Below are 14,666 nucleotides of genomic sequence, written 5' to 3'. Positions count from 1 at the left end.
GGATGGGGATCTGGTCCAAGAAACCACCCCCAAAGGAACCATTCCAGGCGCTCTAGGAAGGACGAAGGCGTGACAGAACCCGACCAGCCGAAGCCTACGTCCGAACGCCATGTACCGGTCCTGAAGGACCGGTGCATCAATCTTTTGGCGCCCGGATTCGAGGCAGCGCGACAGCGCGGCGAGACCCCGGTGGCCATCGATGCCACCCTCGGCATGGGCGGGCACTCCGAAGCCATGCTCCAGCGCTTTCCGGACCTGCACCTCGTGGGCATCGACCGGGACGAGGAGGCCCTGGCGCTGGCAGGTGAAAGGCTCCGGCCCTTCGCGGACCGCACCGACCTCGTCCACGCTGTTTACGATGAAATCGCCGACGTGCTTGAGGACCTGGGCATTCCCGAGGTCCACGGCATCCTGATGGATCTCGGGGTCTCGTCCCTGCAGCTCGACGAACGCGAACGCGGTTTCGCCTATTCCTTTGACGCCCCTTTGGATATGCGGATGGACACCAGCCGCGGCCAGACGGCAGCAGACGTCGTTAACACTTACAGCGAAGAGGAACTGGTCAGGATCATCCGCAAGTGGGGTGAGGAAAAGTTCGCGGGCCGCATCGCCAACAGGATCGTCTCCGCCCGGGCAACCAAGCCTTTCACCACCACGGGGGAACTCGTTGAGCAGATCCGGGCGGTGGTTCCGGCCGCCGCTGCCAAGTCCGGCGGACACCCGGCCAAGCGCACGTTCCAGGCGCTGCGCATCGAGGTGAACGAGGAACTCGAAGTCCTCGAGCGGGCGGTCCCGGCGGTGGTGGACGCCATCGCGCTCGGCGGCCGGGTCGTCGTGATGTCGTACCACTCCCTGGAAGACAAGATCGTCAAGGGCGTCTTCCAAACCCGCTCCAAATCCTCAGCCCCGCTCGGATTCCCGGTGGAGCTTGAAGAGCACAAGGCCGAACTGAAAACCCTGACCAAAGGCACCGAGGTGCCTACCGCCGTCGAGATCGCAGAGAATTCGCGTGCAGCATCAGCCCGGCTGCGCGCAGTGGAACGCATCAGAGCCAGGAGAGCAACATGAGCGCAGCAGCTGCCAAGAACCTCGCCCTTCCGTCCGGCCCGAGCGTCCAGGAGATAGAGGCCGGGCTTCCGGGTTCGGCCCGCAAGGCGCGCACACCGCTGTCCCTGGTCCGGTCGGCACCGAAGAAGCGCCGCGCGCCCTTTGTTGTTCTCTGCTTCGGCATGCTGGCCGCCGCGCTGATCGCGGTGCTGGTGCTCAACATCTCTGTATCCACGGCCCAGTACCAGCTGGTCAAGCTGCGTGCCGAGCAGACTGCCCTCACCAAGCAGAACCAGGATCTGACACAGCAGGTGCAAAACTTTGAGGCTCCCCAGAATCTGGCTGCCAAGGCCGCAGAATTGGGAATGGTTGCTTCCACCGGCAAGGGACAGATCGACCTGTCCACGCTGACCGTCAGCGGGGATGCCAAGCCGGCGGTCAAGGGCGACTCGGCCGGAGCGGTGATCGCTGCCCCTGCCGTGCCTGGTCAGCTGAACGTGGTCCCGCCCGCCAGCTCGGGAGAACCGCTGGCAAGCCGGGCGCCCGCCGCCAGTGAGACGGCCTCCGGTGAAAAGGCAGCCGCCGAGCCGGAGACCCCGGCGGCCGCGAAGCCGGCCGAGCCGGCGGCTGCCGCCAAGCCGGCCGCCCTTAACGGGGGAACCATTCCGGCGCCGGAGCAAAGGACGCCGGGGCAGTAAGGCAGGAACAGGCGGCTTTGGCCCACATGGCAAGCAGTAGGGGATGAGCGTGGCGCAAGGCAAGAGCAAGGCAAGCAAGAAGAAGGATGCTAACGCCACGAAGAGGCTCCGTCTGGGACTCAGCATCATGCTTGCACTGCTGGTGGTCGTTGGCGGCAAGCTCTTCCTGGTGCAGGGACTGGACGTTGGCGGCATGGCCGAAGCTGCCCTGGACAACCGGCTGCGTCCCACCGTGCTGCCGGCCGAACGGGGCAGCATCCTGGACGCCAACGGAACCGTGCTGGCCAACAGTGTCATCCGCTACAACATCACTGTTGACCAGTCTGTAAATACCAAGACTGAGTCCTTCAAACGGCTTGAAAATGTGGACGGCAAGGACGAGCTGGTCACCGTGTCGCGCGACCAGGGGATCTCCGAACTGGCCGCCGTCCTGGGGATGAACGTCGAGGACGTGCGTAAATCCGTCACCGGTACCAGGACCTACTACATTGTTGCCAAGGACCTCCGGCCCGACGTCGAGAACCGGGTTTCGGACCTGCAGATCCCCGGTATCTTCTCCGAGGGCACCAGCAAGCGCGTCTATCCCAACGGCTCGGTGGCCGGCGGCATTGTCGGCTTCCTGGAGAACGGCACCACCGGCCAGGCCGGGCTCGAACAGACCCAGGACGAGATACTGCGCGGGACCCCTGGCAAGCGCGTGTTCGAAATCGGCGCCGACGGCCTCCGAATTCCCGTGGGTATCGACGAATTGACGCCCGCGCAGGACGGCAAGGACGTCAAACTCACGCTGAACTCCGACATCCAGTATTTCGCCCAGCAGGCCATCCAGACCCAGGCGGACAAGCTCAGCGCCGAGTGGGGCGTGATCATCGTCTCGGACGTGAAGACCGGCAACATCATCGCCATGGCCGACACCAACACGCCTGACCCCAACGACCCCGGCAAGGTGGCGGCGAAGGACCGCGGCGTCCGCTCCGTCACCGCAGCGTATGAGCCCGGGTCCGTGGAAAAGCCCCTGACGGCTGCCGCGCTGATCCAGGAAGGCAAGTCCAGCCCGCTGGACAGGTTCACGATTCCGCCGTCCCTGGTGATTGACGGCCAGCAATTTGATGACGCGTTTTCGCATGGCACAGAGGAACGGACCCTGGCCGGAATCATCGGCTACTCCATGAACACCGGGACGGTGATGGCGGGCAGTCGCCTGACCCGGGACCAAAGGCACGACTGGCTGCAGAAGTTCGGCATCGGCGAGGCTCCGGACATCGGCCTCCCGGCGGAAGCCAAAGGCATCCTGACCCCGGCTGCACAGTGGGATGACCGGCAGCAGTACACGGTCCTCTTCGGCCAGGGGGTGTCACAGTCGACCCTGCAGACCGTGCGCGCATATCAAACGATCGCCAACGGCGGTGTCATGCTGCAGCCGCGACTGATCGACAGCTACATCAGCCCCGACGGCACCGAAGAGAAGGTGCCGGCCAAACCGTCCCGGCAGATCATTTCCAAGGACACGGCCAAGCAGGTCAGGGACATGCTCGAAAGTGCCGTTACCGAGGGTGAAATCAAGGAAGCCGCCATCGACGGCTACCGCGTGGGAGCGAAGACCGGAACGTCCGAATCCCCGTGCGATGACGGCACGGCCGGCTTCTGCGGCTACACGGCCTCGATCCTGGGGATGGCGCCGATGGACGATCCGCGGTTTATTGTGGAGGTGGTCCTGCAGCGTCCCAAGGGGTCCATCTACGGCATTACCAACGGGCCCGTGTTCCGCTCGGTCATGAGCCAGGTACTGCGGACGTACAACGTTCCGCCGTCCAAGGGCACGCCCGTCAGGCTGCCGCAGTACGCCAAGTGAGGGGTACGCCAAGTGATGGGGAACGCCACGTAATGGGCGCCGCCACGTGACGCAGTACGCAAAGTAACGCCCGCCGAGAAAGACCGCGGTACACCTGAACAAACGGTTCGGTCGTGTCCGTTGGTCAACTAGCACCAACGGAGATTCAGTTGTCACAGCACCATGAGCCCGGCACTGCCGAAGCCCCGGAGGGGCAGGCATCCAAAAGCGGCTTCCGGCCCACCGCCGTTGCCGCCGTCGAACTGGGTGTCATCGGGCAGTCAGTGGGTGTTGCGGTGCCCGGGGCTTCCGAGTCCGTCCAGGTCACCGGTATCTCGCTCGACTCCCGGTCCGTGGAGCGCGGGGACCTGTACGTTGCACTGCCGGGCGCGGCACGCCACGGCGCCGACTTCGCCACGACGGCGATCGGTTCCGGCGCAGTGGCAGTGCTGACGGACGACGCCGGCGCGAAACTCCTGGCCCTCGGGTCCGACATTGCCGTGCCGGTGCTGGTGGTCGCGGAGCCCCGCAGCGTGGTGGGCCGCCTGGCCAGGCTGATCTACCGAAGCCAGGACGCCGACCTTCCGGGCCCCTCGATGTTCGGCGTCACGGGCACCAACGGAAAAACCACCACCACGTACTTCATCAACGCCCTGCTCCAGGCAATGGGTAAGAAGACCGGACTCATCGGCACCATCGAGATCCTGGCCGGCGGGGACCCTATCCCCAGCCTCCTGACCACGCCGGAATCCACCGATGTCCACGCCCTGCTGGCACTCATGCGGGAGCGCGGGCTCGACGCCGCATCCATGGAAGTCTCCTCGCACGCGGTGTCCTTTCGCCGGGTGGACGGCGTGGTGTTCGACGTCGTCGGGTTCACCAACCTCACCCAGGACCACCTGGACCTGCACGGCACCATGGACGAGTATTTCCGGACCAAAGCGGAGCTGTTCACCGCCGAACGCGCCCGTGCCGCCGTCGTGACGGTCGACGACGAATGGGGACGGCAGCTTGCCGCCCGGACGGAGCTTCCGGTCACCACCCTCGCAACCCTCCAGCCCGCCAGCGGGCCGGACACGGACCGGGCGGTGCCTGACTGGACGGTTACCGACCCCAAGCCCCGCGGTCTCGGCACGGAATTCACCCTCCGCGGCCGGAACGGCACGGAACTCCGCGTACACACCGGGCTGCCCGGGGCATTCAATGTCTCCAACGCGGCGCTGGCCCTGACCATGGTGCTCGCCGGGGGCGCAGACCCCGCCGGTGTGCAGGCGGCGCTCGATGCCAGCGATCCCTTCACCGTGGCAGTCCCCGGCCGCATGCAGCTGGTCTCCACCCGGCCGGCCGCCGTCGTCGACTTCGCGCACAACACCGATGCGCTGGCACGCGCCCTGGAAGCCGTCCGGTCCCCGGAGCCCGCGTCCAGGGTCATCGTCGTTTTTGGTGCCACAGGCCAGCGCGACCAGGGCAAGCGTCCCGCCATGGGCGCCACCGCCGCGCGGCTTGCCGACGTGGTGATCGTCAGCGATGACGACCCCCACGACGAGGACGCCGCGGCGATCCGCGCCGAGGTGCTCGTAGGTGCCACGGACGCCAAGGAAGCCGAGCAGCTGGACTGCAGGATCATGGAGGTTTTCCCGCGCGATGCTGCCATCCGTGAGGCCGTCAACCTGGCGGCTCCGGAGGACACCATCCTCGTTGCGGGACGCGGACACGAAGTGTGGCAGGAGGTCAAGGGAGTGAACCTTGCCCTCGACGACAGGGTGGAACTACGGAACGCCTTGACGGCACGAGGATTCACCGTTCTCCAAGACGACGGGATAGAGTCCTAGACCGACATGATTGAACTAACTGCGGCGGAAATCGCCGAAATCACCAACGGCCGGCTGCTTGCCGACCCCGACGTCACCCCGGGATCCGTGGTGACTGACTCGCGGGAGGCCGTTGCCGGCTCCCTCTATGTCGCCAAACCGGGCGAGAGCGCGGACGGGCACAGCTTCGTGGGCGCGGCCTTTGGCCGTGGCGCGGTGCTGGCCCTCACCGAACGCGAAATCAAGGACGGCGCCGGCCGGACCTATCCGTCGGTCGTCGTCGAGGACGCGGTGCTGGCCATGGGCGCCCTGGCGGCAGAGTCCGTCCGGCGGATCCGCCACCACCGCGAGGCGGCCGGCGGGCACCTGACGGTTATCGGCATCACCGGTTCGGCCGGTAAGACCACGACGAAGGACCTGCTCGCGGGCATCCTCTCGGCTGAAGCCCCTACGGTTGCACCCCAGGGCTCCTACAACGGTGAGGTCGGCGTGCCCCTCACGGTGTTCCAGGCCGGCTATGACACCCGGTTCCTGGTCATCGAAATGGGCGCCACCGGCATCGGACACATCCGCTACCTGGCCGACATGGTGCGCCCCGGGATTGGTGTGGTGCTCGGCGTAGGAACAGCCCATGCCGGCGAATTCGGCGGCGTGGAAAACATCGCGGCCGCCAAGGGCGAACTCGCCGAGGCGCTGCCCGCAGACGGCACCGCCGTGCTGAACCTTGACGACTTCCGCGTTGCCCCGATGGCCGCGCGGACCCAGGCCAGTGTCCTGGGCTTCTCCTCGCGCGATGCCGACCCGGACGCTCCTGCAGTCCGCGCCGCCAACCTGGACACCAACGCCACAGGCAACCCCGAGTTCGACCTCGAAGTGCCGGGGGAGCCCACCGTGAGGGTCACGAGCAAACTCATCGGCGAACACCACGTGGCGAACCTCCTCGCCGCCGCAGCGGCCGCGCACGCGGCCGGCATTCCAGCCGAGCGGATCAGCGCTTCACTGAACTCCCAGTCCGCGGCCAGCCGGTGGCGCATGGAGCGGACCGAACGGCCCGACGGCGTCACAGTCATCAACGACGCCTACAACGCCAACCCGGAATCCATGCGGGCCGCCCTGCGCACGCTGGCCGACCTCGGCCGCGGCCGCCGCACCTGGGCCGTACTCGGGGCCATGCTGGAACTCGGCGACGATTCCATCCGCGAGCACACTGCCGTCGGCACCCAGGTGGTGCGGCTGAACATCTCCCGCCTCCTGGTGGTGGGCCGGGAAGCGCGTTCGCTCTACGTTTCCGCCGTGCAGGAAGGGTCCTGGGGGGATGAATGCATCTTCGCGGAGACTGTTGACGAGGCCTACGAACTGCTCCAGGAGCAGCTCGAACCCGGTGACCTGGTGCTGTTCAAGTCCTCGAACAGCGTGGGACTGCGCCATTTGGGTGATCGGATAGCATTACCCCCACATGCCACCCCCACGACTGCCAATGAAGGGAGCGAGCTGCTGTGATTGCACTTCTGATCGGCGCTGGCCTGGCCCTGCTGCTGGCACTGGTGGGCACCCCGCTCTTCATCCGCCTGCTGGTCCACAAGAGCTATGGCCAATTCATCCGCGATGACGGACCGACCTCGCACCACACCAAGCGCGGCACGCCCACCATGGGCGGCACCGTGGTGGTGGGCGCCGTCCTGCTCAGCTACGGACTGACGCACCTGATCATGTGGCTGATGAACCCCCGGTCGCCCGGTCCGTCGGCCTCCGCGCTTCTGCTGCTGTTCCTGATGGTGGGCATGGGCCTGGTGGGCTTCCTCGACGACTTCATCAAGATTTCCCGGCAGCGCAGCCTTGGCCTGAACGCCAAGGCCAAACTGATCCTCCAGGCGGCGGTGGGCATCATCTTCGCCGTGATGGCGCTCTACTTCCCGGACCCTGACGGCCTCACCCCGGCCTCCACCAAGATCTCGCTGGTCCGCGATATCCCCTGGCTGGACCTCGCGTTCGGCGGCACGGTGCTCGGCGCGATTCTCTTTGTGGTGTGGTCAAACCTGATCGTCACCGCGGCCACCAACGGCGTCAATCTCACCGACGGCCTGGACGGGCTGGCCGCCGGCGCGGCCATCATGGTCTTTGGTGCGTACACGCTCATGGGCATCTGGCAGAGCAACCAGGCCTGCGGCTCGCCCCGTCAGGCCGGCAGCGGCTGTTACCAGGTCCGGGATCCCCTGGACCTGGCGCTCCTCGCCGCGATCATGAGCGCCGCGCTGGTGGGCTTCCTGTGGTGGAACACCTCACCGGCCAAGATCTTCATGGGCGACACCGGCTCCCTCGCTATCGGCGGCGCCATCGCAGGGTTCGCCATCCTCTCCCGCACCGAACTGCTGCTCGCCTTCATCGGCGGCCTGTTCGTCCTCATCACGCTCTCCGTCATCATCCAGGTGGGCTACTTCAAGGTGACGAAGGGCAAGCGCTTCTTCAAGATGGCGCCGCTGCAGCACCACTTCGAACTCAAGGGCTGGGCGGAAGTCACCGTGGTTGTCCGGTTCTGGATCCTCGCCGGCCTGTTCGTGGCCGCGGGTCTTGGCATCTTCTACGCAGAATGGGTGGTCCTGCTGTGAACGGCTCCGCATTGCAGAACCATGCAACCGGCCCGGCCAGGCTCAAAGACCTGGTCAGCTGGGACGCCGACTGGGCAGGGCTGCGCGTCGTGGTCACCGGGATCGGTGTCTCCGGCTTCGCAGCCGCGGACACGCTGATCGAACTCGGCGCCCGCGTGGTGGTGGTCGACGGCGCCACCACAGAAACGGCCCAGGCCAAGGCGGACACGCTGCGGATCGTGGGCGCCGCCGATGTCCTCCTCGGGGAGGATGCCGTCCGCACGCTGCCCAAGATCGACGGCGTGAAGCCCGACCTCGTGGTCACCTCACCCGGCTGGCGTCCCGACCAGGCCCTGCTGGCGGCTGCCGCCCGCGCCCACATCCCGGTCTGGGGCGACGTCGAACTCGCCTGGCGGCTCCGTGTCCGCGAGGGCCGCAAAACGGCCGACTGGCTCACCATCACCGGCACGAACGGCAAGACGACGACGGTCGGCCTGACCGAATCCATGCTGCGGGCCGCCGGGCTGAAGGCCATCGCCGTCGGCAACGTCGGTACGCCCATCCTTGATGCCCTCCGTGATCCTGTGGAGTATGACGTCTTCGCCGTGGAGCTCTCCAGCTTCCAGCTGCACTGGTCAGACTCCATCTCGGCCGTCGCCAGCGTGTGCCTCAACGTCGCCGAGGACCACGTGGACTGGCACGGCTCCTACGAGTCCTACCTCGCCGACAAGGCCAAAATCTACGAAAACACGCAGAAGGCCTGCATCTACAACGATGAGCAGATCGAAACCGAGCGCATGGTGGAGGACGCGGACGTGGTGGAGGGCTGCCGCGCCGTGGCTTTCACCACCCTCACTCCGGCCATCAGCATGCTCGGCGTGGTGGAGGGCCTGCTCGTGGACCGCGCCTTCATCCCCGAACGGAAGGACAGCGCCGTCGAACTGGCGTCCATGTCCGACCTCGGCCCCGTGGCGCCCCGCCACATGGTGGCCAACGCCCTGGCCGCCGCGGGCCTGGTTCGTGCCTACGGCGTCAGCCCGGAGCACGTGCGCGAAGGACTGCGGGCCTACATCCCCGGAAGCCACCGCATCCAGCCGGTCGCCAATCAAAACGGCGTTCTCTGGATCAACGACTCCAAAGCCACCAACCCGCACGCCGCTTCCGCCTCCCTGGCGGCCTTTGATCCGGTGGTGTGGATCGCCGGCGGCCTGTCCAAGGGTGTCAGCTACGACGACCTGGTCCGCGACCATGCGCGCCGCCTCAAAGCCGTGGTGCTCATCGGCAAAGACACTGCATCACTGGAAGAGTCCCTGCAGCGACACGCGCCGGATGTCCCCGTCATCAGGCAGGCGGCAGGCCACACTGAAATTGTGCAGTTAGCCGGAACCGGACATGACGCCGCACCGGATTCAGCCGAAACCGGGGAGGCAGTGATGGCCCGGGCCGTTACATCGGCGGCACAGCTCGCCGCCTCGGGTGACACTGTGCTGATGGCCCCGGCTGCTGCATCCATGGATCAGTTCTCTTCCTATGCTCACCGTGGCGACGCCTTCATTGCAGCGGTCCGCGAGCTCGTGGAAGGGGAGGCCCGGACCGGCAAGGAGTAAGTATGGTCAGCACACCCACACGTCCCGCGGCCGCCCGGCAGCGGGCGGGGGAGAACCCTAAACCGGGTGCTGCATCCAAGACTCCCGCCGCCAGGATTCCTGCCGGCGGCCGGCTGCTCCGGTGGTACCGGCGCTTCTGGTCGGCCCTCGAGGGAAACGGAAAGTCGCGCAACGGCTCCACCTACTACCTCATCCTCGGCACCACGCTGGCCCTGACCGCCATCGGCATCATGATGGTGCTGTCTGCATCGAGCGTGGAGGCCATTGCCGCGGGCGAGTCGCCCTATACCGCCGCTCTCAAACAGGGACTGTTCGCCGGAATCGGCACCTTCGGCATGTTCATGCTGTCCCGGATCAACGTCGTGTGGCTGAAAAGGCTCGCCTGGCCGGGCATCATCATTGCCTATGCCCTGCTGGGGCTGGTGCTGGTCATCGGCACCAGCGTCAACGGCAACAAGAACTGGATCGACATAGGCGGGTTCTTCACCCTGCAGCCCTCCGAGGCGGCCAAGCTGGCGCTGGCCCTGTGGATGGCCACCGTGCTGGCCAAGAAGGCGTCACTGCTGCACCAGTGGGGACACGCCGTGGTCCCCGTGGTGCCCATAGCCGGCGGGATCATCGGACTCGTCCTGATCGGAAACGACCTCGGCACCGGCATGCTCATCATGCTCATCACGGCCGCGGCCCTGTTCTTTGCCGGGGTGCGCCTTTACCTGTTCGGGTTCGCGGCCGTGGGCCTGGGAGCCGTCATCGCGTTCATGGCCATGACCAGTTCCAACCGGGTCTGCCGCATCACGTCCTGGTGGACCGGGCAGAGCTGCGGCGACGGCATCGATGCCAACTACCAGTCCACCAACGGCCTTTACGGGCTGGCATCGGGCGGCTGGTTCGGCGTCGGGCTCGGGCAGAGCCGGCAAAAGTACAGCTGGATCCCGGAAGCCCACAACGACTTCATCTTCGCCATCATCGGTGAGGAACTCGGACTGGTGGGGACCGTCGTCGTCCTGGTCCTGTTCGCCATCCTGGGCGCCGCCATCTACCGCGTGGTGGTGGCGCAGGAGGACCTGTTCCACCGGGTCCTTGCCGGAACCATCATGGTGTGGCTGCTGGGCCAGGGAACGGTCAACATGGCCGTGGTCACCGGCCTGATGCCGGTGATCGGCGTTCCCCTGCCGTTCATCTCCTACGGCGGCTCGGCGCTGCTGATGTCGCTCTGCGCGATCGGCGTAGTGTTGTCACTGGCCCGAGAACAGATGGCGCCCAACATCCGGCCCCGTAAACTGCTCGGCCCGTGGCGGCTGCCCGGGCGCAAGAAATCCCGTACGAAAGCGTAAACCAGCACCTGATGAAAACCGAGTCATTGTCCGTGGTCCTCGCCGGCGGCGGAACAGCAGGCCATATCAACCCGCTGCTGGCCATCGCCGCGGCCATCCGCGATGCCCGTCCCGACGCCCGGCTGCTCGCCGTCGGAACAGCCACCGGCATGGAGACCAGACTGGTCCCGGCCGCCGGGCTGGAACTGGCCACCATCGACCGGGTCCCGTTCCCGCGCAAGCCCTCCGCAGACCTGCTTCGCCTTCCCGGCCGCCTCGCCGGCGCTGTGCGGCAGGCCGGACGCATCCTTGACGAAGCCGGTGCGGACGTCCTCGTGGGCGTGGGCGGCTACGTCTGCACGCCCATGTACCTCGCAGCGTGGCGCCGGAAAATCCCCATCGTGATCCACGAAGCCAACACCCGGCCGGGCCTGGCCAACCGGGTCGGGGCGCGGCTGAGCCGGCACGTGGCCGTGGCCTTCGCCGGCACCCCGCTGCGCAACGCCCGCCACGTGGGCATGCCCATGCGCCGCGAAGTCTCGGCCATGGTCAGGGCGACGGCGCGGAACGCCGCGCTGCGCAAGTTGGACCTGCAGCCTGAAAAGCCGGTGCTCATCGTCACCGGCGGCTCGTCCGGGGCGCAAAGCATCAACCGCACCGTGGCTGCTTCGCTCGAGGCGCTGTCCCGGGCGGGCGTCCAGACCATCCACATCACCGGCCGCGGGAAGTCCGTGGAGGACCCGGACGGCAATGTGCTCACCGCCGACGGCTACCGTCAGCTCGAGTACGTGGACGGCATGGAGACCGTCTACGCCGCGGCTGACCTGCTGCTCGCCCGTTCCGGCGCGGCCACCGTGAGCGAGGTGGCCGCCGTCGGTGTTCCCGCGGTGTTCGTGCCGTTGCCGATTGGCAACGGCGAGCAGGCGCTGAATGCGCGCGGACTGGTGGATGCGGGCGGTGCCCTGCTGGTGGCGGACCGGGACTTCACCCCCGAGTGGGTCCGCACCAGCCTCATCCCGCTGCTGACCGACCGTGCGCGCCTGGACACGATGGCGGCGAACGCGGAGAACCTTGGCATCCGAAATGCCGACCGGCTCATGGCAGACCTCGTACTGGAAGCGGTATCCAAATGACCACCAACGCAGCACCCAGCCAGCAAGCACTGGGCCGCGTGCACTTCATCGGAATCGGCGGCGTGGGCATGTCCGCCGTCGCCAGGATCATGGTGGCGCGCGGGATCCCCGTCAGCGGAACGGATGCCAAGGACCTCCCGGTCATGGCGGAGCTCGCCGCGGCCGGCGCCCGGATCTGCGTGGGCTACGAGGCCGGCAACCTCGGTGACGCCCAGACCGTCGTGGCAGGATCGGCCATCCGCAAGGACAATCCGGAACTAAAGGCCGCACGTGCCGCCGGCCTGCCGGTGCTGCACCGTTCCGAAGCCCTTGCCGCCACCATGGGCGAGGACCTGGTGGTGACCGTGGCAGGAACCCACGGGAAGTCCACCACGACCTCCATGATCACCGTGCTGCTGCAGGGCGCGGGCCTGGACCCGTCCTTCGCGATCGGGGCCAATGTTCCGGCGCTTGGCGTGAACGCGGCCAACGGCAGCTCACAGGTGTTCGTTGCCGAGGCGGATGAATCCGATGGTTCTTTCCTGAACTACCGGCCGCAGATCGCCGTCGTCACCAACGTGGAACCGGACCACCTCGATCACTACGGCACTGCCGAAGCCGTGTACGAATCATTCGACCGGTTCACGGCACTGCTGCCCGCGGACGGCGTGCTGGTGGCCTGCGCTGACGACGCCGGGGCGCACGCGCTGGCGCTGCGCACCCGTGAGCGGGGCAACGCCCGCGTTGTCCTGTACGGCACCTCCGAGGCTGCCGACCTCCGGCTCGACGACGGCGGACCCGGCAGGGTGGCCATCACGACGGCGGGCGGCCGGTTCCCGCTGGCACTGCAGGTCCCGGGACGGCACAATGCGCTGAACGCTGCCGCCGCGATGGCGGTGGCGCTGGAACTCGGCGTGGACGCCAGGGCCGCGGCCTCCGCCCTGGCGGGGTTCTCGGGTGCGTCCCGGCGGTTCGAATACAAGGGGGAGGGCCGTGGCGTGCGGGTCTACGACGACTACGCCCACCACCCCACGGAGGTGCGGGCCGCCCTGGCGGCCGCCCGGTCCGTGGCCGGCGACCACAAGGTGCACGTCCTTTTCCAGCCGCACCTATTCTCCCGGACCCGGGAGTTTGCCGCAGAGTTCGCCGATGCGCTCAACGCCGCGGACACTGCCTTGGTGCTCGACATCTACCCCGCCCGCGAGGATCCCATCCCGGGCGTCACCAGCACGCTCATCACCGAGCACCTCGGTTCTGGCGGGCGCCTGGTCGGAGCCGGCGACGAGGCCGTGGCTGCCCTGGCCGCCGCCGCCCAGCCGGGGGACATCATCCTTACCGCCGGCGCCGGGGACGTCACCGCTTACGGGCCGCTGATCGTGGAGTCCCTCGGTGGCTAGCACCCGGCGACCCACCTACCGCCCGGCAAGGCCCGCTGCCCGGGATTCCGGTGCCGGCCCGGACGCTGGTGCTGCCCGGGGCTCCGGCGCAGGGTCAGGCTCCGACGGCCGCAATCCGGAAGTGATCACCGCCTCGAAGGGTGTCCCGGAGAGCGCTGCCCAGGAGAAGCACGGCAGCACGCCGAAGGACAGGACACCCAAGGCCAAGACACCGAAGGCCAGGACACCGAAGGACGCAGCACCCAGCGCCACGACACGAACGGCCAGGGGGCAGGACAAGCCGGCCAAAGCGCCTTGGGCCCGGCTGAAGCGCCAGGAAGCCAAGAACCCGGGCACTACGGCGACCGGTGCCGCCGGGGCGGAAAACACGGGCCCGGGCAAATCAGGCCCGGACAAATCATCGCCGGACAGATCATCGCCGGACAATGTGCTGGCCTTTCCCGAACCCCGCGGCCGGCGGATCAGGCGCAACATCGTCGTGGCGGCGTGTGTCACGGCCGTCCTCGTGGCGGGGCTCATCGCCGCTGCCGTCTATTCCCCGGTGCTCGCTGTGCAAAGCGTCAGCGTCACCGGCACGAAGCTCCTCAAACCGGCCCAGGTGCAGGCGGCGCTCAAGCCGCTGCTGGGCACGCCGCTGCCGCAGGTCAGCGGCTCCGAGGTCGAGTCCCTGCTGAAGCCGCTGGTGCAGATCAAATCGGTCACCACCCAGGCCCACCCTCCGTCCGTCCTGGTGGTGCACGTCCAGGAACGCGTCCCCGTTGCCCTCGTCAAGCGGGGCAACGACTACATGCTCGTGGACGTCGACGGCGTGAAGCTCGGCACCACCGCCGACCCCACGTCCGTGAAGCTGCCGCTGATTGACGGCGGCGCAGGCACCATCGGCAAGGACCTGTTCCAGGCCACGGCCGAGGTCCTCGGCGCGCTGCCGGCCAATGTGCTCGCCAAGCTCTCCAACGCCTCGGCCAAGTCCGTGGACGCGGTGGAACTGAAGCTGTTGGACGGCCAGACCGTGGTCTGGGGCAACGCGGGGGAGAAGGAGCTCAAGGCACGGGTGCTGGAAGCGCTGCTCAAGATGCCAGCCGATCCCGCGAATCCTGTCAATACCTACGACGTAAGCGTGCCGCGTCATCCGGTGACGCGGTGAGCCGCTGTATTTCACGGGGATTAGGACGACACGCGGTGGCGGTTATTGAATGTAGCCAGCAGAGGAAATAGCGTCGCAGAGGTGAGTTACTTGACATAACTATAACCTTCAACTGGAAGGT

At 67.1% G+C, this 14,666-nt stretch carries 11 protein-coding genes; all 11 read left to right on the top strand.

Going from position 1 to position 14,666, the window contains the following annotated elements; translation table 11 throughout:
• The first annotated feature begins 69 nt into the window (after positions 1 to 69).
• The 11 genes from rsmH to ABIE00_RS15590 all read left to right on the top strand — a co-directional run bounded on the left by rsmH (position 70) and on the right by ABIE00_RS15590 (position 14,545).
• Positions 70 to 1,068 carry a 16S rRNA (cytosine(1402)-N(4))-methyltransferase RsmH gene (rsmH, locus tag ABIE00_RS15640; protein WP_354261695.1) on the top strand — a complete coding sequence of 333 codons (999 nt, stop codon included), beginning with the start codon at positions 70 to 72 and terminating at the stop codon, positions 1,066 to 1,068.
• A complete protein-coding gene (gene ftsL / locus ABIE00_RS15635; protein WP_354261694.1) occupies positions 1,065 to 1,745 on the top strand; it encodes a cell division protein FtsL in 681 nt (226 codons plus the stop codon). The genes rsmH and ftsL overlap by 4 nt, the downstream gene beginning before the upstream one ends.
• A gap of 43 nt (positions 1,746 to 1,788) precedes the next feature.
• A complete protein-coding gene (locus tag ABIE00_RS15630; RefSeq protein ID WP_354261693.1) occupies positions 1,789 to 3,597 on the top strand; it encodes a peptidoglycan D,D-transpeptidase FtsI family protein in 1,809 nt (602 codons plus the stop codon).
• A gap of 149 nt (positions 3,598 to 3,746) precedes the next feature.
• Positions 3,747 to 5,408 carry a UDP-N-acetylmuramoyl-L-alanyl-D-glutamate--2,6-diaminopimelate ligase gene (locus ABIE00_RS15625; RefSeq protein WP_354261692.1) on the top strand — a complete coding sequence of 554 codons (1,662 nt, stop codon included), beginning with the start codon at positions 3,747 to 3,749 and terminating at the stop codon, positions 5,406 to 5,408.
• 6 nt (positions 5,409 to 5,414) lie between these two features.
• Complete coding sequence (locus ABIE00_RS15620; RefSeq protein ID WP_354261691.1) at positions 5,415 to 6,887, top strand: UDP-N-acetylmuramoyl-tripeptide--D-alanyl-D-alanine ligase; 1,473 nt, start codon at positions 5,415 to 5,417, stop codon at positions 6,885 to 6,887.
• Entirely contained in the window at positions 6,884 to 7,993 is a 1,110-nt protein-coding gene (gene mraY / locus ABIE00_RS15615) for a phospho-N-acetylmuramoyl-pentapeptide-transferase (RefSeq protein WP_354261690.1), read from the top strand. Before ABIE00_RS15620 ends, mraY begins: the two co-directional genes overlap by 4 nt.
• Positions 7,975 to 9,579 (top strand): UDP-N-acetylmuramoyl-L-alanine--D-glutamate ligase, encoded by a 1,605-nt coding sequence (gene murD / locus ABIE00_RS15610; protein WP_354261689.1) that lies wholly within the window; start codon positions 7,975 to 7,977, stop codon positions 9,577 to 9,579. The genes mraY and murD overlap by 19 nt, the downstream gene beginning before the upstream one ends.
• A gap of 2 nt (positions 9,580 to 9,581) precedes the next feature.
• Positions 9,582 to 10,913 (top strand): putative lipid II flippase FtsW, encoded by a 1,332-nt coding sequence (ftsW, locus tag ABIE00_RS15605; protein WP_354261688.1) that lies wholly within the window; start codon positions 9,582 to 9,584, stop codon positions 10,911 to 10,913.
• Between the two features lie 11 nt (positions 10,914 to 10,924).
• A complete protein-coding gene (gene murG / locus ABIE00_RS15600; RefSeq protein WP_354261687.1) occupies positions 10,925 to 12,025 on the top strand; it encodes an undecaprenyldiphospho-muramoylpentapeptide beta-N-acetylglucosaminyltransferase in 1,101 nt (366 codons plus the stop codon).
• Complete coding sequence (gene murC / locus ABIE00_RS15595; protein WP_354261686.1) at positions 12,022 to 13,401, top strand: UDP-N-acetylmuramate--L-alanine ligase; 1,380 nt, start codon at positions 12,022 to 12,024, stop codon at positions 13,399 to 13,401. The genes murG and murC overlap by 4 nt, the downstream gene beginning before the upstream one ends.
• Positions 13,394 to 14,545, top strand: coding sequence for a cell division protein FtsQ/DivIB (locus ABIE00_RS15590; RefSeq protein WP_354261685.1), 1,152 nt, complete (start codon positions 13,394 to 13,396; stop codon positions 14,543 to 14,545). Before murC ends, ABIE00_RS15590 begins: the two co-directional genes overlap by 8 nt.
• Positions 14,546 to 14,666 lie beyond the last annotated feature (121 nt).

This window comes from Arthrobacter sp. OAP107 (genome assembly GCF_040546765.1).
Lineage (GTDB): Bacteria > Actinomycetota > Actinomycetes > Actinomycetales > Micrococcaceae > Arthrobacter.
The sequence above is the reverse complement of the archived record's forward strand: the minus strand, read 5'-3'. Positions and strand labels throughout refer to the sequence as shown.

Excerpts from the sequence above, each read along its gene's own strand:
- ftsW (WP_354261688.1), top strand. The coding sequence starts at position 9,582 with ATGGTCAGCACACCCACACGTCCCGCGGCCGCCCGGCAGCGGGCGGGG.
- murG (WP_354261687.1), top strand. The coding sequence starts at position 10,925 with ATGAAAACCGAGTCATTGTCCGTGGTCCTCGCCGGCGGCGGAACAGCA.
- ABIE00_RS15620 (WP_354261691.1), top strand. The coding sequence starts at position 5,415 with ATGATTGAACTAACTGCGGCGGAAATCGCCGAAATCACCAACGGCCGG.
- murC (WP_354261686.1), top strand. The coding sequence starts at position 12,022 with ATGACCACCAACGCAGCACCCAGCCAGCAAGCACTGGGCCGCGTGCAC.
- ftsL (WP_354261694.1), top strand. The coding sequence starts at position 1,065 with ATGAGCGCAGCAGCTGCCAAGAACCTCGCCCTTCCGTCCGGCCCGAGC.
- ABIE00_RS15630 (WP_354261693.1), top strand. The coding sequence starts at position 1,789 with ATGAGCGTGGCGCAAGGCAAGAGCAAGGCAAGCAAGAAGAAGGATGCT.
- murD (WP_354261689.1), top strand. The coding sequence starts at position 7,975 with ATGGGTGGTCCTGCTGTGAACGGCTCCGCATTGCAGAACCATGCAACC.